Raw genomic sequence first — 23177 nt, forward strand, 5'->3', positions numbered from 1 at the left:
TCTGTATCCTTCACATTACCTATTACTGCATTTCTAAGATCGTCTTCATCAAGTATTTGTAGGTGCTTCTTCTTTTGCTCCCCTTTGGTTTAACTTGCTCCTCAGTTTTATCTTTTTCATTTGCAGTATCTCTTATAATTTCTTTAACAAGTTGTTTCCGTAGATCCACGATATCTTTGTCGGCCTCGTTAGATTGAATAATTTTATTTGAGATTTCCTGAGCTATATCAGAATTCACTCCGAAATCAATAGCTGTTTTAATGAGTTCAAGATATTTGTCCTCTCCCCGTTCTACCTTCTTATCCCGTAACATCTTACTTCTAATCTCACCTTGAATATTTACCTTCTCAACAGAATTTCGTAGATATAGATCTAACTCATCCCATTTAGGGTATAGATCATCTATTAAATCCCAGGCATTAGGATCATTTCGTTTTAGAATCTTTAGCAAAGGTTGAACAAGCTGCATATGCTGCTTAGCAACTGCATCCAAGAGACCAACCGTAATTTTTTCTTTATCATTTCCGTCCTCGATAGCCTGCCACTGAGCTAACATATATAACTTAACAGCTATATCAATGATCCCCTGTGAAAGTTCATACATCTTGTTATTAAGTTTCGAATTAAGTGGGGTTTCCGTTGCGGTCCATTGATATTTCCAAAGGCTATTTAAGAAAAAGTCCCACTCTTCTCCCTGTACCAATCGGTCCATTATCATGTCCCCTTGCCCTGTACTTCTCCGAGCTTGACTGAAGGAACTTGATAGGAGCTTCATTGCTTTAAATGTTCCTACCAGTACAACAGATACACCTATTGTATTAATTAGCTGCGTAAAGTAATTTAGCATTTTAGCAGCTCCACCGCTCTTCATAAAGCTCAGGTTTTGGATCTCATCAATTACTAATACTCCTAAACCGTGCAGTGAGGCGAGGTGGGCCATAATTGGAATCAACATGTCTACCGAGGCACCCTTAGATGCAAACTTTTGAAAGTAATCTGTACCCAGAATTGAATCGACGGATTGCAAAAAGTTGAAGCATAAACCTTTCAATGAACCATCAAAAGGACAATTTAATTTAAGCCAAACAATTTGTTTACGAATAAAAGGTTGCCCTTTGTATGTCGAATGATGAATCACTTGGGGATACAGGAGCAGTGAGCTCTCTATCGTCGTAGTTTTTCCTTGTCCACTTACACCTAGTATAGAAAAAGCTGCAGCTGTAGATCTTATGCCAGCAATATTTTTTCCAGCCTGACCAATTCCGCCATCAAGAATGTCCTTAAACCCGATATGAAACTGTCTAATATATTCTGGAAGAAAAGGATTTCGGGCTTTATAACCATGGTGCATTAGCCTCGAAAGCCTCTGCTCTGCAAGAAAATGTGAAGGCAATGGCTCAACATAGTCAGAGATTTGTTGTATTAAGTGTAATCTCATCTGTTTTCCAAGCTTACGTTCGTTAACATCATAATCAGGATACTTCCTGATTTGTAATGCTACTTCCTCCTCCTCAAAGATGGGTGGCAAAGCTTCTATAAAAGGATTCCCCTTATAGCCTGAGATACATTGTTCCGAATATTGGGCTTCTTCGTGTCTACCAATAAGACTAGGGGAATACTGATAAGTAGTTGAACTTTTTATTTTTTTCTTATCCATGATCTTGGACTCCTTCGTTTTTTAATTTTGCAAGAAGACCTAATTTTGACTTGGGTTTATATACTTCTATCGGGGCTACATTATTAACCACATCATATTCCCCTACATCATTTCCTTTTCCCAAGTCATAAGCTTGAGCCTTTCGCAGTTTATCTCTTTCATTTGTCTTATTTCCTCGAAGATTAGCCTTTCGCTCAGCCTTAGTTAAACTACTGTCCTCATTCTCTTCACTTCGATCAATTGCCTTTTTTGCTATCATCTCTAACTTGGTATTCAAAGCTACTTCTTCATTAAGTTCTGGTGTTTTATACAAATCTCTAGCAAGCTTTTCTTCGTACCTTATAGATTTGACTTCTTCAAGGCTTAGGTTCATAAAGCGCGAAGATTTAGATAGTAAATCGCACTTAATCATTCCTTTGCCTTTATCCGTTTTCACATAAACATGATTCATACATCTTCTATCATAAGCAATTACCACCTTAGGCGCCCCCCCTTTATGAACCCACCTTGGAGGAGTAGCTCTTCAGATCCATAGTACATTCCCTCAAAATATATCCCTTCTCGATTCACCGTTACAGTTGCTTCAGGCAAAACATTTAAGCGGACAATATCCGGGTCAATTACCTTCAGATAATGATTATGGGCTACTCCCCAATTCCACAAATCCTTAGCAACTGGACGAACTTTATCCAGCGCTTGGTCTTTATCTAATGGGTAGTACTCCATGTAAAGATGGTTATTTCTGTAAATGATCATTTCAATCATCATTTCTGTAAAATCATTAAGTGTAAGCTTTGCATCTAATACATAATCTGGGCCACCCCGCTTCTTATATTCCTGCTTCACAGCGCCAGGCATCCATGGCTGAAGAGTGAGATTTAAAGTGCGAAATTGTTGTTCTACTATTCCCTTTAAATCTGCTCGATATGGTGGTGCGTTCTTTAATTTAATTCCTAGAGCATTGCCAAGAGAATCAGCTTTCTTACTTTCCATTTCCCCTCGATCAGCGTAAAAGTGTTGGGGCATATGATGACAAGGCCATTCTTCTTCAGTGATCGTTATACCGAACTGTTCGCAAAATTCGACCTTATTCTCAACTGTATTCTCAATAGCCATCATTACACCAAGCCATGAGGGGCCTTCAAAACCGACATATAATCCAACAATCATATGACTGTAAACATCAACCACAATGTATACAACAGGTCTGCCAACAATGAGATTTGTATCATCTGAACTAACTAGATATACGTCTGCAATTGTCGCATCAATTTCGAAAATCTGTCCTGGCCCGGTTGCCTTTCTTGTTTCTGATCCTAACAATGGCCTAAAATCACGATTAAAAGTAACTTCTCCTTCTCTTTCAATTAATTGCTTACGCTTTGTATAATTCTTCCGAATGTGGTACCGTAACTGAGCCATGCTCGGCAGTTCGTGTTCAGGAGGTATAATAGGTATCTCATATTTTCCTTTTTTTACAGTACCGATCTGATAGTACTTCTTTAGCATTTCAACATATGTAAATCTCACAGAGTCTCTTCTGTTTGTTTTTAAATAGATCTCTCTGATTACTGTGTCAAAAATTTTACGAGTACCAGCACTTACTATTACGCCGTTATATTTAGCATCAACAGATTTGCTGGTTTCCCTTGGCCTTCCCATCTTTTCAGTTGGATTTTTCTTAACGCCAACTCCTCCACATTTCCTGAACCTCGGAAGTAAGGCATTTACTATTTTCCCGCCTGCCCAGTAGAAGCGTAAATACTTATAATAGAGCCTCTTACTTTTCTTTGTCTTAGCTATTTCATTTTTTATCATTTGATATCGTTCTTTTGGATCGAATATATTGGGCTCTAGTTCAACAAGCTCTCTAATTAACTTCCATGCCTCATCCCTGATTGAAATCTCCTTCTCATTAAGCTTTTCATCTGGAATCATAAATCTCGCGTATGGGTCAACTTCACGCTTTATCAGAGTCCCGTCAAAGACTTCTTGTTCTATAGAAGAAATCAGCCTGTACTCTGGAAGTGCATTCTCTCTGATGATTGAAAAGGTGACGATGCAGTCCTTGGAAGGGTCTAAATATATCACTCTTATACAATCTACAAGCTTCGAATCAGTATCTCTCCTATCAAACAAGTTATTGATGAATATGTTCATTTATATCCTCCCTCTAACATCAAGAACGGATACAGTGGGTCTTACAACTTCTTTAGAATCGTTAACTACAAATACATCCATAAGCATACAGTCAAATGTCACTTTGAACGGTATCGGTTGGTTAATTAGAAAGTCCTCTTTCCAATCCTCAGACTCATGAATAGAACTTAACGTCTCTTCGACAGTCCATTTAACAAAATACATCATGATTTGACCTCCAATTTTGAAAATGATTTGCCTGAATTGTTAATCGCTTTTGTGTGGGAAGGATCCGCTGATTCATATCAACTTCCCACAAACGATTCGCAATTAGATAACGAACAGCATTCATGCTTGTACCCATTGGTATATCCTTTTTCTGGTCAATGTCTAAAGTGATTTTTGCTAACGGCTTGTTATGATTATTAATACATTCATAGAGTACCGGCTCCAGCTCATACATCAGTTCATTGTTTAAATAAGTTGTCTCTTCTAGAGCTTTGGATGAGTGCAGCCACTCTACATTTTTTACTAAATCATAGTTAATTTGCTTCTCAGTAATTAGTCTCCATTCAATGCCCAAATCTTTGAAGTAGCATTTCTCTATTTGAAGTTTTTCTAATACCCTGCGATTTAATTTGTTAGAGGGTTTGATGGAATGAGCCATAAACCGAACATCTTCTCCTGACCTTATCGTTAGCATCATGTCAGTGGTCATAACAATCGGATGTTTGGTTTTCGGATCAACAGGATGTCTTATGCCCAGTTTTTCTGCAATAAACAGCGTTTTTTCTAACGAGAGCAACGGGTATTGTTCCCTGATATCGATGACATTTAGCGCCCATTCCATCTGATAATGATGGGCAAGCTCAAAATGTTCTGAGAAGTAATGATGCAAACGCCCACTCTTCCAACCTGGAACTCTTGTTACAATCCCAAGCGATGGAACATCGTGAATAGTTAACCAAGGTTTATACTCCTTAAAATGTCCTTGACCTCTCCCTTCTTTAATCCGTCTAGCAATAGTTGCTGCAGTGGTACGTTGACGTCTTTTGGCCATAGATAATTCTCCTTCATTGAATTCCAAAAGTGGCATTTTATACTACAAAATAATTAATCAAGTAAACTCATCTATTACAATGAATAATAGTAGATGAAAATCTCACTTGTCAATAAGTTTTGTAATATATTTTACAACTCGTTAAACATATGGTATCTTTAAACCATGCCTTGCATTGATCGTCGCGTATTTTCAAATATAACTTTCATAAAAAATGATTCTCATTAGGGGGTTCATATGTTAGTACTCGGAGATAGAATAAAGAACACGCGGATATCTAGAGAATGGACACAAGAAGAATTAGGTAAGAAAATTAGTACAAATACAACTAAACATGTAATTTCAAGTTGGGAACGAGGTAAATCAAATCCGGACCCGACACAAATTATTGCCTTAGCTAACGCCCTCGAAGTTTCGTCAGACTACTTACTCGGCTTATCCAATTTCCCAGAGCCGCACTTTCGAGATCCATTCGGCCAATTATCAATTTTCCCGCAAATTGATTATGCTTTTGTTAAAGGCGCCTCATGGGACTTACCGAAATTAATCAATTCCGGTATTTCACTATTTGTAGAAAATAAAGAAATCAGTTATAAAGATAAGCAAATGCTCACTTCAGTTATTGAAATTACTATGAGGAGAATGAAAGAAGTTGAGGACGAAATCAAAGATGAACTGCTTAATGTTATTCCTACCTTAGATGAGGATTCTTCTATCCTCTAGCAGCTTGATTTAGATCAAAAATTCTTCCGTAAGGTATAATATCCGTTTACATACATCGCACTCTACCTTGATAACCAATCCTAGCCCCGTAGGACTAAAAATGTAAGCAAATTTTGCTCCTGCAACATCAACAGGGTTGCATGTATCCCAACTCTTAATTTTTTGTTCCATATCTTCTGTAATCTCAAATTATCACGTGAACTTTCTCCTTTTGAAGAATGTGGGTTCGTTGTTCAAAGATACTTTTGTTCTTTATACTGCTTAATTACAGTTTCAACTAGTATCTGTTAATATTTTTATCTATACTTAGATATTATATACATTGAATCTAAAATAGAATAATAACAGATAAAAAAAGACCCACAGACGATAGGCTAGCCACTAGCCCCATTCTGTGAGTCTTTATGATTTTCTGTTGGTGAAAAGTACTCTTCCGAACACCACTTAATCATATTCTCCCGCTCTTTCTCATGTATCTTCACTAGTTGATTTAAAACAAATATTCTCTGCACTACATCCTCAGCGAAGCGCAACTGGTTCCTATAGTAATTTATCTCCCTTTGAAATGGCGAATCTCCTCTTCTTTTATGCGAAGCGTATCCTTTAAGCAGTTGAATGTGAAGATCATAGATCTCGGAGTAATCCATTCGGATAAACTATCCTCCTATTTATTGTTTTCATGCATCATCTCCAGAAATAACAACAATTATACTTTCAACAACGAATGTATTATCGAGGGAGCAGAATGAGCAACATTTTACCTATGTATGTTACGGTTCACCCAACCTGTAAAAAGGCGGAAAATCAAGAAGCGAAGCAAACAAGCAAATAATAACAACCATGCTGAGAAATAAAGTAGAGCGAAAGTTTTAAGCAAAATACTATAATTTTTTTGAAGTTAGAATCTTAACTTTAGATTAACAACATCAGTGTGAACATAAGGTTATTTAGACTAACAAAGACAATATAAATAAAGCTATGGGTTTTATCTTTCTAACCATGTGATTTCTATTTCCTTAAGACAATCAATTATGAAGATTTCAGTAGCACATTCAAGGTGAATTCGAAACTGACCATATCTCTCATAGTAATCGAAAAATGCCTCTAGGCCCCCATTTTTTCCATCTGTCATACCAACAATAGAATAACTGTTACCAAAAATCATTTCTATTAAAATATAAGAATCCATTTCACTTATATTTACCTTTACATTATTGTTAAAATCCACATACTTAGGTTCATGGAAATATTGAAACAAGTCGGAATATTGTTTTATTGCCCCTACAACTTGATGAAATTCCTGTGGATCTGAATATAACTTTCCTACGTGAGGATACAACATTGATTCACCATGTGAGCGAAGTTCAGCAACACCAATGAAAATATGAGCTTTTGATTTTTGTAACGGAATATTTAGCACTGTGCCTGCTATATGAACATTCAGACTATTTATATCTACGTATTCTACTATGATAAATTTCGTCTGCTTCCATCCCAAATCTACTATTCCTACCATTGTACCAATGGGACTATCTGATGGAAAAAAACTATTCTTGTACTCGTTAAAGAATAACGAGAAATGAATTTGCGATTCCAACACTTTCCCTTGTTCTGCATAGCTCATAGCACAGCCAATCAAGGCTTGATAATTAAGCTTATCTCGCGATAAACACTGCTGAAAGTAATAAATTGCATCCTCATACATATGTAAAAATCTATATAGTTCACCCTTATGTCCATAGGCTTGATACATTTCTGGTTCCAATTCTATCGCACGGTTTACATGAGACAATGACTCTTCTAAAATCGATACTTGAAAATAACATATGCTTAGATTTAAATGTGCAGAACTAAAGCAATCATCGAGTTCTATGCACTTCTTATAATACATCATAGCTTTAGAATGTGAGTTATTCATCATATGACTATAACCGAGGTTATAATTTGCTTCCGGCGTTTCTTTACAAGTTAAAGCCAATTCAAATTCAACCACAGCAGCTGCATATTCTTTTAGTTCACCAAAGCATTCTCCCTTCACCATGTGAGCTTCATAATGTAGAGGGGTCATATTCAAAATACGATCACAGTAACCTATTGCGTTAGAATACTCATTCATCATTTCATGTAACAAGGCGCACTGGAGAAAAATATTATCCTTGTGGTAAAGCATCGCAAGTGCTGAGTAAATGTCCAGTGCATCTTGAAATCGCTCTGCTTTGATATACTCATTAGCCAGCAATAGTTGCTTTTTTATAGGTTCCAATAGATCTTCTTGGGTTTCTCCTAATATGGATAGTATGCTGGATGGTTCAAAGAACTCTGTATCACCTGAAATATAATGGCCAGCCTTAGTATCCTCATTTTTTATGGAGTATGTGTCCACAACCCTAATTAAATCGTCCAATGAAATTTGATTTCTTTGAACCCTTAATTGTTGCATTAATACCTTTAGGTGGTTTAAGCAGTCCGGGATGTTAATTTGTTTCTTGTTCCTGTCGCACCATGTCCATAAGCTGAAAAATACCATTGAGTCAACATTATGTTCGGAAATTACTTTAAACTCACTTGATAAAAAATATCTTCCCACTCTTCCATTTTATGTTTTTTGAGTTCTATATGAAAGTCGGCAGTGAACTTTTCTTTCATAACCGAACTCAAATCAGAACGGATAGCATTCTGATAGAAATCTCGTTTACGAATTAATTGCTCGGCATCTTCATGAAAATGAGTGGCCACTATGGAAAGCTTATGGTGAGAAGCTCTGTAAGAATACTGAAACTGTTGTTTAATGTCAGCTAGCCTCAGCCCACTCTTTTTACCTGGGCGGATATAATTGTATCTTCCAAATGCAGGGAGAAGTCGTTAATCATTTCAATTCCTATGCTCTTTATAGACATACCACGGTTTAGACTATCAAATAGACAAAATAATGCACATAAGTCTTGGTAATTATAACCTAATGACCCGTTTGCTCCTCCAGTCAATCGAGGACTAAAATAAGAGGGATTATCCACATTTAACCTCCCAGTAAATTCTTTGAAATACTTTGGCTCAAAGCCTTAATCAGTGCTTGACTTTACGTGCAGTAAAAGCAGAGAAGCGGAGAGATTCTGGAGAAATGTCAGTGGTCGCCTTTAAAGCACGATTTCAACCTTTAAATTACTATACGATAAGAAATCAGGCTTTAACAGCAATCGCAAGAACCCTTGTACTGATTTAGCCTTTGATCTTTATTTTTCTAATTGTAAAAATAACTTTTCTTGGATTTACTTTTAGCTGTCATTTATAAGACGATTCTGCATATCAGAAATAAACTAAACTGCCCTTTAGTTTAACGACGGACAATCATTTAGGACCGCCGCTAATGCAAGCTAAAATAATCTGCGGTAAAGTTCCTTCCGGTGTCCACCACGGAGCAGGATATATATTGGTGTAGTTGATGCCTTCTCATGACCCAATATACCTTGGATGAAATTAAGGGATACACCGTTATCTGGTACGCATATGTTTCAAGAATTCGATCTTAATTTCTTCTTCAGTTCCATTATCTCCAAAATTTCATTTTTATCATAATCATTAAATTCTCTATAAACCTTAACCAATTTTTTTTCATCCTGATCTTCGTATATAACTCCATTTTCTATATCCAAGCCAGTTAACAGCCAATTTAAATTAACATTATAGTTGAGCCTAATTGCTATTAATGTTTCCGCTGAAGGATTGCTATTCCCCATTTCAATTTCACTTAGATTTCCTTGAGAAATCCCAATGCTTTTTGCAAACTGCGATTGATTTAATTTCATTTCTTTTCGGATACATTTAATTCTATATCCAATATCACTCATCTTTTTCACCGCCACTTTTCATTGTCCATATAAAATTGAAATTTTACTTATAAAAAGAGTAGCCTGAATTATTTCTTTCAGGCTGCTCTCTAGGTGTACTATCATTTACATAGTGGTTCATGACTTTTATCACTGGTTCACGACTTTTGTCATCTGTTCATGACATTTTTTACTGGTTCACGACTTTTATATCACCAGACATCTTTCTACCTACTTTATATATCTCTACTCCACAGTCACGCTCTTCGCCAAATTTCGCGGCTTATCTACGTCGTTGCCTCTGGCAAGGGAAGTGTAGTAAGCAAGCAGCTGCAGTGGTACTACGGACAGGGCCGGAGTGAGAATCGACAGCGTCTTCGGAATGGCGAAGGCCTGGTCGACGGACTTCAAGAGGCCGGTAACATTCTCCTCGTGTGTGAGCGCTAGGACATCAGCGCCACGCGCTTTCACTTCCTTGATGTTACTAACGGTCTTCTCTAGTACAGATTCCTGCGTAGCTAGTGCGATCACGGGAATACCTTCTTCAATCAATGCCAAGGTTCCATGCTTCAATTCGCCAGCAGCATAGGCCTCGGAATGGATGTAAGAGATCTCCTTTAGCTTCAGAGACCCTTCCATGGCCACTGCGTAATCCAAGCCACGACCGATAAAGAACAGGTCCTCATGCTTAGAGATATGCTCAGCGTACGCCTTGATGGCATCGACATTAGCCAGCATACTCTCTACTTGCTCCGGCAAGGCATGCATTGCCGCGATCACATGTGCGATCTCATCATCGGTCTGAGTACCGCGTACTTGAGCAAGATATAAGCTGAACAAATAGAATGCAATCAATTGCGACGTATATGCCTTGGTCGAAGCGACTGCAATTTCCGGACCAGCGAGCGTATTAATGACATCATCTGCATCACGAGCGATCGAGCTGCCTACTACGTTCGTGATCGCCAGTACATGGGCCCCATTCGCTTGCGCCTCGCGCAAAGCGGCTAGTGTATCCGCAGTCTCCCCAGACTGGCTAACAACGATCACTAGCGTCTCTGGAGTAATCAACGGCGAGCGATAGCGATACTCAGAAGCGACGTCGCACATCACTGGTAGCTTAACGAGACGCTCAATCACGGCTCCCCCAACTAGACCCGCATGATACGCAGTTCCGCACGCTATAATATGGACGTTGTTAATCGACCGTATCTTATCCTCGGTCAGATACAAATCTGGCAGAACGATGCGGCGCCCGCTCTCATCGATCCGCCCCAGCATAGTATCACGATATGCCTTAGGCTGCTCATGAATTTCCTTAAGCATGAAATGAGCAAAGCCGCCTTTTTCTGCAGTGACCGCATCCCAATCGACATTAATCATTTCCCGAGAAATAAAATTCCCTTCAATGGTCATCAATTCGACAGCGTCCTTAGTCAATACAGCCATTTCACCGTCGTTAAGAATATACACTTTACGCGTATACTTCAACAACGCAGGGATGTCAGAACCAATGAAGTTCTCGCCTTCACCAATGCCGATAATAAGCGGGCTGGCTTGGCGTACAGCAACCAGTTTATCCGGTTCATACTCTGTAAGCACTCCAAGCGCAAAAGCGCCACGCATATAGCTTATCGCCTTCTGGACAGCTGCAACGATATCACCACTGTACTCACGTGCGACCAGATGAGAGATTACCTCCGTATCCGTCTCTGAGACAAATTCGTATCCTTGGCTGATCAACTCATCCTTAAGTTCCAGATAGTTCTCAACGATCCCGTTATGCACGACAGAGAACTTCTTACTGTGATCCGTATGAGGATGAGAATTCACATCAGACGGCTTACCATGAGTGGCCCAGCGTGTATGTCCAATTCCGGCATTGCCCACCAATGGAGCATCCTCCAATTTGTGCTCCAAATTGGCTAACCGTCCGGTCGCCTTGGTAATCTTCAGACCATTGTTCGTATACACAGCGATGCCCGCGGAATCATACCCGCGATACTCCAGCTTCTTAAGCCCCTCAATCAATACCGACTGCGTGTCTCTTTCCCCAATATATCCAACAATACCACACATATTTATATAATCCTCCGTTTCGAATTCTGCAGTTATAATCGCAAGCAGAATAGAAGCGGAAGACCCACCACGCGGTATACAGAGACAGAACTATTCAATTATCAAAGTGCAGGTACTACGATATGAAAATAATGAAAAAATCACATCAGACCAACCGTTCTTTTTCATGAATGTCCACTGTCGCTCCGTTCACCGCGGATTCTTCCGCTCTATCCCTTGCGTACACTCATGAGCATTACTCATCGAATTATTAATCTCCTGCATCCATCCGTAAGGTTTGTCTGAACAGTCGCCTATTCGTTTTGCCTTCACGGTTACGGTGTGATGCCACACCGGGAGGCCCCCGCCGAACATTTCGAACACCCCCACCTCGTCAGCTTGCATTTGCCGGTACTAGAACCTTCGCAGTGTCAAATGATATAAACTACTCAAGTCCCTTCCCGCGCGAAACCAAGCTCTGGCGCTTATCTTCCTTATAACCTCACGATCCTCACTCTCTATTCTTGAATATGCTTATTATATGCATCTACGTTCATTTTTGCAATCATTCTTCTCTCTCCTAACCGTCCATATAGCTCTTCTAACACTCATTTAACTACCAATCTGTGTTAAAAGGTTCGGTTTTCATCACCGAGAAGTAACCATCAACCGCATTACACAACAAAGCCGCCAAACAGCGCTTTAACTGCACTGCCTGACGGCTTCATACTTATCATAATATTCTAATTAGACCAATTCTGTCTCCACAACTGCAACAATTTCTGCCACTAACTGTTCGATCTCTTCTTTATCCGGTCCTTCAGCCATAACACGGATTAGTGACTCGGTTCCAGATGGACGTACCAGTACGCGGCCGTTATCTCCGAGCTTGCGCTCTACGGCAGCTACAGCTTCCTCGATTGCAGCATTCCCCTCATACTTGTTCTTATCCTGTACACGGACATTCACAAGTACTTGCGGATATTTCTTCATTACGCTCTTCAACTCGCTTAGCGGCTGGCCTGTTGCCCGAAGTGTATCCACTAATTGAATTGCCGTCAGAATACCGTCACCAGTTGTATTATAATCGAGGAAAATAACGTGGCCAGACTGTTCTCCGCCAAGATTATATCCGCCGCGAATCATCTCAGCCATGACATAACGGTCACCGACTGCAGTCTGTTCCGTATTCAAGGACAGCTTCTTCATAGCCTTGTAGAATCCAAAATTACTCATGACCGTCGAGACAATCGTACTATCCTTCAGCTTACCAGCCTGATTCATCGCATGTCCGCAGATACTAAGAATATAGTCTCCATCTACTTCCTCGCCATTCTCATCTATAGCAATCAGCCGATCAGCATCCCCGTCAAAGGCCAGACCGATATGGGCACCTAAACGTACAACTTCTTCTTTCAAGAGTTCTGGATGAGTCGATCCGCAATGGTCGTTAATGTTAAGCCCATTCGGTTCAGCACCGATTGTATGAACCTCAGCTCCAAGCTCTCTGAATAGTCTTGGAGCCAGCTCATAGGCCGCTCCATTGGCGCAATCAAGTACAACCTTCAATCCCTCAAAGGAGTGGCTAATCGTCGTCTTCAAATGCTCCAAGTATTTCAACTTGGAATCATAATCGACTGTAACCGAGCCAAGCCCATCACCAATTGGACGAGGGAGCTCATCTATCTCTTTGTCGAGAAGTTCCTCGATTTTCAGTTCCGTCTCATCCAACAGTTTGAAGCCGTCGCTACCAAAGAACTTGATCCCGTTATCCTCTACCGGATTATGCGATGCAGAGATCATAACTCCTGCATCCGCTTTGAGCATCCGTGTCAACAGAGCAACCGCTGGAGTAGTAACAACGCCAAGCCGAATCACATCCGCACCAATCGACAGCAGACCCGCGACCAGAGCCGATTCAAGCATAACGCCTGATATCCGTGTATCCATACCTATAACTACCTTAGGCTTTGCTGCCTGGCCTGTAAGCACATAACCTCCACAACGACCAATTTTATATGCTAATTCTGCAGTTAATTCCTGATTAGCTATTCCTCTTACTCCATCCGTACCAAAATACTTCCCCATGATTTTCACTCCTCCAATAAATTGTGAAGCTCCAATTAACCCCCACTATCGCTTTCACTGTTGTTGCCTACATTTGGATCTGCACCGCCATTAGCTCCATTACCATCAGGTGGTCCGGTATCTGATCCATCCGAATTATGACCAGGTGTCCCTTCGGGGTCTGTCGTAGTCGGATGCGAATCTTTCTCCGTCAATTCCACTTCGATCTCAAGCGCTGTTCCCGAATCTACCAGCTTCACATAATTCGGTAACGTTACCTTTAAAGGTACGGAATGTATACCTGCACCCATTTTAGACAAATCAGCCTCAAGCGTAATATCCTTCGCTTTCAGCTCTTTAAGCTGTTCACTTGTGCCCATGACAGTCAGAGAGAGCTTCTTGTCTGAGGGCTGTATAAATCTCGCCGTGAGATTAGCGCCTAAGTTCGTCAGAGAGATCGGTATATCATCGATCACCTTTTGTGAAGCTTGCTCAACCTTGATCGTCACTTGCACAGAACTAGGCTCGATTTTCTCAAATCCCTCCGGCGGAGTCAAGTTCACATTATATTTCGTTTCCGGGTTACCATTATAATTATTCAGATCGACGGTGATTGGATAAGCCGTAATTTTCTCCATGGCCTCTTTAGAACCGTATACGACGACGCCCTTCACATCTGTGTCCACTCCGGCTAGTACATATCCTGCTGGAAGCTGTCCAGACTGGTGCACCTCCAACGGAATGTTCTTATATGTCTTATTAAGAGGCACATCGACATCAACAGAGTCTGGGGAAATCACTGCATCACTCATGACTTCGCCTAGCTTATCATAAGCGACCAGCTTGACAGACTTCCCTTTGAGAGAATCGTCTATCCCGGCTATATCAACGGTCCCCTGAACCTTCGCGAGATCATCAATCTCGCTCTCCGGCAGTGTGACCTTCACCATCTCTGTTGTTGTAATCGGAGTCCCAACTTCAAAGCCCTTCGCTGGTACACCCTTCGTTACGATCGTGACCGGCATTTCCTGCGTCCGTTTCTCTTCAATCGTTACTTTTACAGAAGAAGGATTCATAGATACATACTGTACACCCGGAGGCAATTCAGTAGACAATGGCAGGGTATACGTCCCTGGCCCCACGTTTTTCAAGTTCAATTTGACTTTGTAGTTAGAGAAATTGGTTGTAAGATCTGTCTTTCTTCCCTTCACTTCCAGCCTTACTTTATCTGGGTCCAGATCATAGAGAACATAACGATCACTATCAAAGCCAGTCACTTGAATATTTACGTTATCTATAATTCTTGGCTTCAAGTCTGGCGTTGTAACTACCGTAGTACCGCTATCGATATGCACCATGGCCCACAAAATTATGCTAAATACAAGTGCAATGATTTTAACAATATTGTTATGCTTTAACCATTTATCCATTTTTCTTGCCAGCCTCCTTCGTACGCCAGAAGGACTTACGTTTGTCATTCGGGCTCGAATCTGGGCCAAGCTCTTCATACAATTTGGAGATCAAAGATTCTTCCTTAATATCTCTAACTACCTGTCCATCAATGGCCAGCGAGATTTGACCAGTCTCCTCCGATACAACGATAGATACTGCGTCACCTACCTCACTAATCCCGATCGCGGCACGGTGGCGTGTACCCAACTCTTTACTGATGAATGGATTCTCAGACAGCGGCAAATAACAGGCCGCCGCCGTTATCTTATGCCCCTGTATAATGACCGCACCATCATGAAGTGGAGTATTCGGAATGAAGATATTGATCAGCAATTGTGAAGTGATCACCGATTGAAGCGGGATACCCGACTCCGTGTACTCGCTAATCCCTGTATTCCGTTCAAAGACAATTAATGCCCCTATTTTTCTACGTGATAAATAATTCAGCGCTTTAATAACCTCGCTAAGCTCACGGGCGAACTCTTCTTCATCAGCAATACCGCGATTGAACAATTTTCCTCGTCCTAGCTGTTCCAGGGCTCGTCTGAGCTCTGGTTGGAAGATGATAAAGATAGCGAGAACACCAAACGTGAACATCTGGTTCATCAGCCATTTCAGTGTGTATAGATCGAACCATGTACTAACAGCCCATATTAAGACCAAGACAAGTAGACCCTTCAGCAATTGGATAGCCCTTGTCCCTCGTACGAGCAAGATCAGATGATAAATGATATAAGTAACGATCAGAATATCAACGATATCCTTGATCCAGTCCTGCCAACCCATATTTGCAAAATAATCCATGGTGTAACCCCCGGTTTTTCTTCTATTCAATCTATATGACTAACTAGAAGACGCTTATGTATATCTAATAAGTCTGCTCAGATATACTGCTTTGTATTAATTACTTCATTGTATCTGTGAAATTATTATTTCCCTAAACTCTAGGTTATAACGTTCCCGGGCTAGATGCAAGTTTGAAGAAAATAGGTTACCCACAATGAAAAATATTTCTTCTCTGCCCCAATAAAATATAAAAGGCGCCATCTTCTTGAAGAGGGCGCCAGACCGTTATTTGTCACTTCCTGCTTATCTATAGGCGACATCTGAAAAAGCGTTACTGATTCTGTACCAGATCCAGTCCAGAGCTTGATCGATACTCTTGACCTTACCTGAAATGTGAGCGGTCGAAGCCTGATAATAAGAGCCATCGACAACGGTCAGATTCCCTTCGACATTTCCCAGAATTTCAGCCTTACCGTTCTCAACCGTAAGATTGCCCGTTACGGTAGAGCCTTCAGGCACAGTAACGATATGCCCGTTGATGACTACCTGATCCAGGTCGCCTACTTTAACAATCAGCTGATCATCCGCCTTCATTAAGGATACTGCACTGAACAGCATCACCACCAGAAAAATGGCTGCCGCCGTTAAGGCCGGATGTCTCTTGATCATCTTAAGCCATGGCTGCTGCCTGCGTTGACTAGGGATCTCACTCATGATTCGGCTTACTAACGAATCTGGAGCAGAGATGCGGTCATGTCTTAATGTCGCGAACAGCTTCATTTCCGTCTGTTCCAACTGCTGGAACCGAGCACTGCATGCGGGACATGAGTTCAGATGCCCCTTAAGCTCCACGGCCTGCTCATGCACAAGATCTCCGTCGAAATAATCATGCATTAAAGTGGAGGCATGTTTGCAATCCATATCAGCCATTCCTTTCAATATCAGTACTATGGAATAACCATACACAGTATGGAGATAGTCGTCCTAACATACATTACGTTACGGAGCGAATAACGTTTCAAAAAGATACATAGCTAATATAAAACATAGCCATTAAAAAACTGCCTTATGTTCCAGCTTCTTACGCAAAAATTCACGTCCCCGATGCACCCTGGTCTTGACCGTTGTTACCGGCATGTCCAGAACATCTCCGATCTCCTGTAACGACAAATCCTGCAAATACCTTAGAACAATAACGGACTTATATTTGGCAGGCAACCCTTCAATCGCTTGATGAATCGTCGCTTGCGTCTCCGACAAGAGATATTCTGATTCCGGTGTCCGTTCATCACCAGGAATCAGCGCATAACCATCTACACCCTCTTGATCATTCATACCAGCATCAAGATAGTAATTAGGCTTGCGCTTGCGCAGACGATCAATACACAGATTTGTCGCTATGCGGTAAATCCAAGTTGAGAACTTCTGCTTCTCATCGTATCGGTTAAAGTTCTTGTACACGCGTAGGAATGTCTCCTGTACAATATCTTCAGCTTCATGTCGATTGGACAACATCCGGTACCCAGATGAAATATTTTATCTTTGTATAAATCAACGAGTTCCGCAAATGCACCCTGGTCGCCTTTACGCGCCAGCTTTACTAACCTCGTATCAAAATGATCAACCACTATAATATCCTCCAGATCCATGGACGGGCTCCATCAAAGCCTAATGCCTGTCCGGCCTTTTCCCCGATCTATCATCGAGGAATAATCCCGTTCATCGCCGGTACTTCATTCAAATGTTAATTCAAGTTCCTGTAAAAAGCAATAGAATTAGCTCGATTTCAGGGACTTTATATACTAGAAAAGGCTTCTATTATTAGTGTTTTGGTTATTACTAAAAAACAAGCCAGACTCTCCCAACTACCAGGGAAGAATCCGGCTTAGTATAAACATTAAATCTAGTATCAGCCCGTATTACGAAGGCCTGCTGCAATTCCGTTAATCGTAAGCAACACTTCACGAAGTAGAACAGCATCATCTTGGTCTTTCTCACGAACTGCACGCAATTCAGTCAATAATTGTACTTGTAAGTAACTCAGCGGGTCTACATAAGGGTTCCGCTGGCGAATCGATTCCTGAAGTGCTGGTGCATCATCAAGAATTTCAGGAAGCCCCGTAATCTTCAGAACCATTTCCTTGGTCAGATTGAATTCCTCTTCAATTTTACCGAAGACGCGGTCCCTTACTTCCTGATCACCGCACATTCTGCTATATTCTTTGGCAATAACGAGGTCCGCTTTAATAATTGCAAGCTGCAGCGTATCGATCAAAGAGCGGAAGAAGGTCGAATTGTGATACATATCCTGCAAAATTTGCAGCTTCTTCTCATCGTCTTGATAGAAGTTGTACAGGCTCGTTCCAGCAGCATACCATGCTGGGAAGAGGTAGCGGCTCTGCGTCCAGGCAAATACCCATGGAATAGCGCGGAGATCCTCAAAGCGATCGCTATTCTTACGCTTCGACGGTCTGGAACCGATATTCAGTTCACCTACTTCGCCAAGCGGTGTTGATTCTTTGAAGAATTTCAAGAAGTCTGGATCACGGAATACGAGATCCTGATATTTATTCAAGGAAGTCTCCGAGATACCGGCAATGATCTCATCCCATTCCTCTTCTTGCTGATTATTTTCATCATACAACTTCGCGTTAATGGCTGCCTTAATTAATGCGGAAGTAGCTTGTTCTAGACTACGATAAGCAATCCCTTTGAGGGAATACCGGGAAGAGATAACCTCACCCTGCTCTGTAATCTTGATGCCTCCGCCAATCGTCTCAGGTGGTTGCACTAGAATACTGCGGTTAAGCGGCATTCCGCCGCGCCCTAGCGCTCCGCCGCGCCCATGGAAGAATTTGAGCTTCACTCCATATTTTTTAGCCGTTGCAGTGATTTGCTTCAGTGCAACACGCAGTTCCCAGTTCGCGGTAACAACGCCGCCATCTTTATTACTATCCGAGTAACCAAGCATGATCTCCTGCAGATCATTCATTGCCGCCACGGACTGACGATAGATCGGCATCTCGAAAAGACGGCTCATAATAGCTGGAGCTTCATGCAAATCTTCGATCGTCTCGAAGAGCGGAACGGATTGGAGTGTACATACGACTGTGCCATCCGGATCCTTGCGGAACAGGCCCACTTCTTTGGCGAATACCATGACCTCCAGAATATCGCTGCCCGCTTCCGTCATACTTATCAGATAGCTGGTGATACACTGAACTCCAAATTCCTTTTGAGCTCTGAAAACCGTGCGGTACACATCGAGACACTCTGTTGTACTCTCGCTATATTCCTGATATGGCGAAGTCAAAGGCCGAGGATCGTTCAGCAACTGTTCGAGAAGTACCAGCTTCTCTTCTTCCTTAAGTTCTGCATAGTTGCTTGTAATATTCATTTTGGCCAGGATTTCAGTCATGGCCTTCTCATGCTCTTGGCTGTGCTGACGAATATCCAGCGTCGCTGTATGGAAGCCAAATAGTTCTACCTGACGGATCATTTGGCTAAGATGCGTATCCGCTACATAATCCGCATAGTGATGACGAAGACTACGATCGATAATTTTCAGATCAACGATAAGTTCCTGAGCATTCTCATAAAGTTCTGATGTCCCTTTCTTGGTCTCATCAAGAACATTATGAAGCTTCTCAGTCATGTAGGATAATTTAATACGATAAGGTTCCTTCTCGTTATGCCATTCTGGCGTCTTATGGAGGGTAACCTGGAGCCGATCCTTCTGAATCGAAGCCATTAATTCATCCGTCACGTCAATAATCGACGTACTAAAGCTAAGATGCTTGAACATCCTGGCAAGGGCAAGCTGATACTCCCTAATGGCCATTTTGCGCTGCATGTTCAGGGTCTGCCAGGTCACATCAGCAGTTACTGATGGATTCCCGTCCCGGTCTCCACCGATCCAAGAACCAAAGCGCAAATATTTAGGCACATGCCAGTGATGCTCCGGATAGTATTTGCCTAAGCAGCGTTCCAATTCCTGATATACATCGGGAAGTACATGGAACAGCGTCTCATGGAAATAATACATTCCATTTCTGACCTCATCGATTACCGTTGGTTTGCGGTCTCTCAATTCATCAGTTTGCCAGAGCGTAATGACTTCATTCAGAAGCTTCTCTCTCAATTGTTCCCTTTCACGGAACGTAAGTGTAGGATTGTCGAGCAACATAACATCTTCAGCGATCCGCTTGTGAATATCTAGGATAGGACGACGTTTTGCCTCTGTAGGGTGCGCTGTCATTACGAGTTCCAGGGACATCCCTTCCAGAATCTCCTGCGCTTCGTAATAGGTAAATCCATTTTCCTTCAGATCTCGAACGGAAGCTTCGATAGACCCGGCCTGCACCGCATCACCAGCTGAACGCTCGTAATCCCGTTTGCGACGAATTCGATGATTCTGCTCAGCGATATTGACCAACTGAAAGTAAATAGCAAATGCACGGATTACTTGGTGGCGAATCTCGGGTTCAAGAGAGCTTATCAGTTGTTTAAACTCCTCATGTAGATCCGGTATGAAAACCGCCCGCAAGGACTTACTCGTCTCTCTGATTTTCTCGACTATATCCAGAAGCTCATTGCCGCCTTGATGCACAAGGACTTCTCCCAGTATATTTCCGAGGAATCGGATGTCGCGCCTTAGCAGATTATTCGAATTACTCTTGCCGGCGGTTACCGCTATTTCAGTCATATTTCTCCCCCATTTCATCCCTATTCCGTCTTTCTAAAGCCTTCCTAATATCATACAATAAACTTCCCTGAAAATCTTCACTTTATTTGTAAAGAATTCAACATCCGACACTGTCAATTTAAGCAAAATCTTCGCATTGTCCCGATAATACGGTAAAGCAGTAAAATCAGAAGATACAAAAATCCCCTCTTAATATGGCCAAGGACGTAATATGTTGAACACTTTAAAAATCTGAAGAATATAAGGGATAAATTCCACATCTATAACAAAAAACATCATCGCACTGATGATGTTACAGTTATGTATGGAGCGGGTGATGGGAATCGAACCCACGCTACCAGCTTGGAAGGCTGGAGTTCTACCATTGAACTACACCCGCAGAATGATGGTCGGGATGACACGATTTGAACATGCGACCCCCTGGTCCCAAACCAGGTGCTCTACCAAGCTGAGCTACATCCCGGGAAAAAATTATTACTATTTGATTAAATGGCGCGCCCTAAGAGATTCGAACTCCTGACCTTTTGATTCGTAGTCAAACGCTCTATCCAGCTGAGCTAAGGGCGCAAATGGAGCGGACGACGGGAATCGAACCCGCGACCCTCGCCTTGGCAAGGCGATGCTCTACCGCTGAGCCACGTCCGCAAAGTATGGTGCGCGTGAAGGGACTTGAACCCCCACGTCGTGAAACGCCAGATCCTAAGTCTGGTGCGTCTGCCATTCCGCCACACGCGCACAATCACACTGCATACTCGAATGAGTATACTGGTGAGCCATGAAGGACTCGAACCTTCGACACCCTGATTAAAAGTCAGGTGCTCTACCAACTGAGCTAATGGCTCATATAAATGGCTGGGGATATAGGATTCGAACCTATGAGTGACGGAGTCAAAGTCCGTTGCCTTACCGCTTGGCTAATCCCCAATAATTCATATGGTGGAGGCTAACGGGATCGAACCGCTGACCCTCTGCTTGTAAGGCAGATGCTCTCCCAGCTGAGCTAAGCCTCCATATGTATGAATCATTTAATAAAAGTGGTGACCCGTAGGGGATTCGAACCCCTGTTACCTCCGTGAAAGGGAGGTGTCTTAACCCCTTGACCAACGGGCCATAGTACGTGGAGCTCTCAACCGGGATCGAACCGGTGACCTCATCCTTACCATGGATGCACTCTACCTACTGAGCTATGAGAGCTAATGGCTCCCGAACAGGACTCGAACCTGTGACAACTCGATTAACAGTCGAGTGCTCTACCAACTGAGCTATCAGGGAACATTGCTTGGCGGCTTCCTACTCTCCCAGGACCCTTCGGTCCAAGTACCATCGGCGCTAGAGGGCTTAACGGTCGTGTTCGGGATGGGTACGCGTGGAACCCCTCCGCCATCGCCACCAAACGGGATTTTGTGCTCGCTACTATCAGTAACTTGCTTCAAAATCGTTCAGATGTTTGATCACCTGAAAACTGGATACGAAACTTCATTTTGCGTTTTAATAATTGGATAAGCCCTCGACCGATTAGTACCTGTCAGCTCCATACATTGCTGCACTTCCACCTCAGGCCTATCAACCTCGTCGTCTTCAAGGGGTCTTACTAATTGGGAAATCTCATCTTGAGGGGGCTTCACGCTTAGATGCTTTCAGCGCTTATCCCTTCCGCACTTAGCTACCCAGCTATGCTCCTGGCGGAACAACTGGTACACCAGCGGTGCGTCCATCCCGGTCCTCTCGTACTAAGGACAGCTCCTCTCAAATTTCCTACGCCCACGACAGATAGGGACCGAACTGTCTCACGACGTTCTGAACCCAGCTCGCGTACCGCTTTAATGGGCGAACAGCCCAACCCTTGGGACCTACTTCAGCCCCAGGATGCGATGAGCCGACATCGAGGTGCCAAACCTCCCCGTCGATGTGGACTCTTGGGGGAGATAAGCCTGTTATCCCCAGGGTAGCTTTTATCCGTTGAGCGATGGCCCTTCCATGCGGTACCACCGGATCACTAAGCCCGACTTTCGTCCCTGCTCGACTTGTCAGTCTCGCAGTCAAGCTCCCTTTTGCCTTTGCACTCTTCGAATGATTTCCAACCATTCTGAGGGAACCTTGGGGCGCCTCCGTTACTCTTTAGGAGGCGACCGCCCCAGTCAAACTGCCCGCCTGACACTGTCCCCGTACCGGATCACGGTACTAGGTTAGAACTCCAATACGATCAGGGTGGTATCCCAACGGCGCCTCCACCGAAGCTGGCGCTCCGGCTTCCTAGGCTCCCACCTATCCTGTACAAATCGTATCAAAGTCCAATATCAAGCTGCAGTAAAGCTCCATGGGGTCTTTCCGTCTTGTCGCGGGTAACCTGCATCTTCACAGGTATTAAAATTTCACCGGATCTCTCGTTGAGACAGCGCCCAAGTCGTTACGCCATTCGTGCGGGTCAGAATTTACCTGACAAGGAATTTCGCTACCTTAGGACCGTTATAGTTACGGCCGCCGTTTACTGGGGCTTCGGTTCATAGCTTCGGGATTACTCCCTAACCACTCCCCTTAACCTTCCAGCACCGGGCAGGCGTCAGCCCGTATACTTCGCCTTGCGGCTTCGCACAGACCTGTGTTTTTGCTAAACAGTCGCTTGGGCCTTTTCACTGCGGCCCCCTCGTGCTATTCACACTACCGGGCACCCCTTCTCCCGAAGTTACGGGGTCATTTTGCCGAGTT

16 protein-coding genes, 11 tRNA genes, 2 rRNA genes and 1 pseudogene (1 of these 30 only partly in view) are annotated in these 23177 nt (G+C 42.6%); 1 reads left to right on the forward strand and 29 read right to left on the reverse strand.

Annotated features, from left to right (window positions below; genetic code table 11):
• Nucleotides 1-22: 22 nt before the first annotated feature.
• The 4 genes from RE628_RS25440 to RE628_RS25455 all read right to left on the reverse strand — a co-directional run bounded on the left by RE628_RS25440 (nucleotide 23) and on the right by RE628_RS25455 (nucleotide 4856).
• On the reverse strand, nucleotides 23-1657 hold the full coding sequence (locus RE628_RS25440) for an ATP-binding protein (protein ID WP_309156025.1): 1635 nt from the start codon (nucleotides 1655-1657) through the stop codon (nucleotides 23-25).
• Nucleotides 1650-2135, reverse strand: a complete 486-nt coding sequence (locus RE628_RS25445) for a hypothetical protein (protein WP_309156026.1) — start codon at nucleotides 2133-2135, stop codon at nucleotides 1650-1652. The genes RE628_RS25440 and RE628_RS25445 overlap by 8 nt, the downstream gene beginning before the upstream one ends.
• Nucleotides 2129-3817, reverse strand: a complete 1689-nt coding sequence (locus RE628_RS25450) for a TnsB C-terminal domain-containing protein (RefSeq protein ID WP_309156027.1) — start codon at nucleotides 3815-3817, stop codon at nucleotides 2129-2131. Before RE628_RS25450 ends, RE628_RS25445 begins: the two co-directional genes overlap by 7 nt.
• 190 nt (nucleotides 3818-4007) lie before the next feature.
• A complete protein-coding gene (locus RE628_RS25455; protein WP_309156029.1) occupies nucleotides 4008-4856 on the reverse strand; it encodes a TnsA endonuclease N-terminal domain-containing protein in 849 nt (282 codons plus the stop codon).
• Nucleotides 4857-5093: 237 nt separating this feature from the next.
• On the opposite strand from RE628_RS25455, the gene RE628_RS25460 reads away from it, so the two are divergent.
• On the forward strand, nucleotides 5094-5579 hold the full coding sequence (locus RE628_RS25460; RefSeq protein WP_309156031.1) for a helix-turn-helix domain-containing protein: 486 nt from the start codon (nucleotides 5094-5096) through the stop codon (nucleotides 5577-5579).
• 374 nt (nucleotides 5580-5953) lie between these two features.
• Here RE628_RS25460 and RE628_RS25465 read toward each other — a convergent pair whose 3' ends face one another.
• The 25 genes and pseudogenes from RE628_RS25465 to RE628_RS25585 all read right to left on the reverse strand — a co-directional run.
• Nucleotides 5954-6226 carry a hypothetical protein gene (locus RE628_RS25465; RefSeq protein WP_309156033.1) on the reverse strand — a complete coding sequence of 91 codons (273 nt, stop codon included), beginning with the start codon at nucleotides 6224-6226 and terminating at the stop codon, nucleotides 5954-5956.
• A 338-nt stretch (nucleotides 6227-6564) separates the two neighbouring features.
• Nucleotides 6565-8019 (reverse strand): tetratricopeptide repeat protein, encoded by a 1455-nt coding sequence (locus tag RE628_RS25470; RefSeq protein ID WP_309156035.1) that lies wholly within the window; start codon nucleotides 8017-8019, stop codon nucleotides 6565-6567.
• A 110-nt stretch (nucleotides 8020-8129) separates the two neighbouring features.
• The gene (locus RE628_RS25475; protein WP_309156037.1) at nucleotides 8130-8315 is read right to left on the reverse strand and encodes a hypothetical protein; all 186 of its coding nucleotides are present in this window, start codon (nucleotides 8313-8315) and stop codon (nucleotides 8130-8132) included.
• A gap of 773 nt (nucleotides 8316-9088) precedes the next feature.
• Nucleotides 9089-9424, reverse strand: a complete 336-nt coding sequence (locus RE628_RS25480; protein ID WP_309156040.1) for a helix-turn-helix domain-containing protein — start codon at nucleotides 9422-9424, stop codon at nucleotides 9089-9091.
• 225 nt (nucleotides 9425-9649) lie between these two features.
• Nucleotides 9650-11482: a glutamine--fructose-6-phosphate transaminase (isomerizing) gene (gene glmS, locus RE628_RS25485; protein WP_309156042.1), complete on the reverse strand. Its 1833-nt coding sequence runs from the start codon at nucleotides 11480-11482 to the stop codon at nucleotides 9650-9652.
• Nucleotides 11483-11671: 189 nt separating this feature from the next.
• Entirely contained in the window at nucleotides 11672-11836 is a 165-nt protein-coding gene (locus tag RE628_RS25490) for a hypothetical protein (protein ID WP_309156044.1), read from the reverse strand.
• A gap of 372 nt (nucleotides 11837-12208) precedes the next feature.
• Complete coding sequence (gene glmM / locus RE628_RS25495) at nucleotides 12209-13549, reverse strand: phosphoglucosamine mutase (protein WP_309156047.1); 1341 nt, start codon at nucleotides 13547-13549, stop codon at nucleotides 12209-12211.
• 35 nt (nucleotides 13550-13584) lie between these two features.
• Nucleotides 13585-14958 carry a CdaR family protein gene (locus RE628_RS25500; protein WP_309156049.1) on the reverse strand — a complete coding sequence of 458 codons (1374 nt, stop codon included), beginning with the start codon at nucleotides 14956-14958 and terminating at the stop codon, nucleotides 13585-13587.
• The gene (cdaA, locus tag RE628_RS25505; RefSeq protein WP_309156051.1) at nucleotides 14951-15784 is read right to left on the reverse strand and encodes a diadenylate cyclase CdaA; all 834 of its coding nucleotides are present in this window, start codon (nucleotides 15782-15784) and stop codon (nucleotides 14951-14953) included. The genes RE628_RS25500 and cdaA overlap by 8 nt, the downstream gene beginning before the upstream one ends.
• 285 nt (nucleotides 15785-16069) lie before the next feature.
• The gene (locus RE628_RS25510) at nucleotides 16070-16687 is read right to left on the reverse strand and encodes a zf-HC2 domain-containing protein (RefSeq protein ID WP_309156053.1); all 618 of its coding nucleotides are present in this window, start codon (nucleotides 16685-16687) and stop codon (nucleotides 16070-16072) included.
• Nucleotides 16688-16819: 132 nt separating this feature from the next.
• Nucleotides 16820-17415 (reverse strand): annotated as a pseudogene (gene sigW, locus RE628_RS25515) (RNA polymerase sigma factor SigW).
• A gap of 260 nt (nucleotides 17416-17675) precedes the next feature.
• Complete coding sequence (gene ppc / locus RE628_RS25520) at nucleotides 17676-20471, reverse strand: phosphoenolpyruvate carboxylase (RefSeq protein WP_309156055.1); 2796 nt, start codon at nucleotides 20469-20471, stop codon at nucleotides 17676-17678.
• Nucleotides 20472-20776: 305 nt separating this feature from the next.
• Nucleotides 20777-20850: transfer RNA gene (locus tag RE628_RS25525), tRNA-Gly, on the reverse strand.
• A gap of 7 nt (nucleotides 20851-20857) precedes the next feature.
• Nucleotides 20858-20934 (reverse strand) — tRNA-Pro (locus tag RE628_RS25530).
• Nucleotides 20935-20961: 27 nt separating this feature from the next.
• Nucleotides 20962-21038: transfer RNA gene (locus tag RE628_RS25535), tRNA-Arg, on the reverse strand.
• 3 nt (nucleotides 21039-21041) lie between these two features.
• A tRNA-Gly gene (locus RE628_RS25540) sits at nucleotides 21042-21116 on the reverse strand.
• A gap of 6 nt (nucleotides 21117-21122) precedes the next feature.
• Nucleotides 21123-21206 (reverse strand) — tRNA-Leu (locus tag RE628_RS25545).
• A 31-nt stretch (nucleotides 21207-21237) separates the two neighbouring features.
• Nucleotides 21238-21313, reverse strand: a tRNA-Lys gene (locus tag RE628_RS25550).
• Between the two features lie 7 nt (nucleotides 21314-21320).
• Nucleotides 21321-21395: transfer RNA gene (locus RE628_RS25555), tRNA-Gln, on the reverse strand.
• A 10-nt stretch (nucleotides 21396-21405) separates the two neighbouring features.
• A tRNA-Val gene (locus RE628_RS25560) sits at nucleotides 21406-21481 on the reverse strand.
• A 25-nt stretch (nucleotides 21482-21506) separates the two neighbouring features.
• Nucleotides 21507-21581 (reverse strand) — tRNA-Glu (locus RE628_RS25565).
• 8 nt (nucleotides 21582-21589) lie between these two features.
• Nucleotides 21590-21665: transfer RNA gene (locus RE628_RS25570), tRNA-Thr, on the reverse strand.
• A gap of 3 nt (nucleotides 21666-21668) precedes the next feature.
• Nucleotides 21669-21743 (reverse strand) — tRNA-Asn (locus RE628_RS25575).
• Between the two features lie 5 nt (nucleotides 21744-21748).
• Nucleotides 21749-21865 (reverse strand): 5S ribosomal RNA (gene rrf, locus RE628_RS25580).
• A 101-nt stretch (nucleotides 21866-21966) separates the two neighbouring features.
• A 23S ribosomal RNA gene (locus tag RE628_RS25585) occupies nucleotides 21967-23177 on the reverse strand (it continues 1716 nt past the right edge of the window).

The sequence above is a fragment of the Paenibacillus sp. D2_2 genome, from assembly GCF_031199965.1.
Lineage (GTDB): Bacteria > Bacillota > Bacilli > Paenibacillales > Paenibacillaceae > Fontibacillus.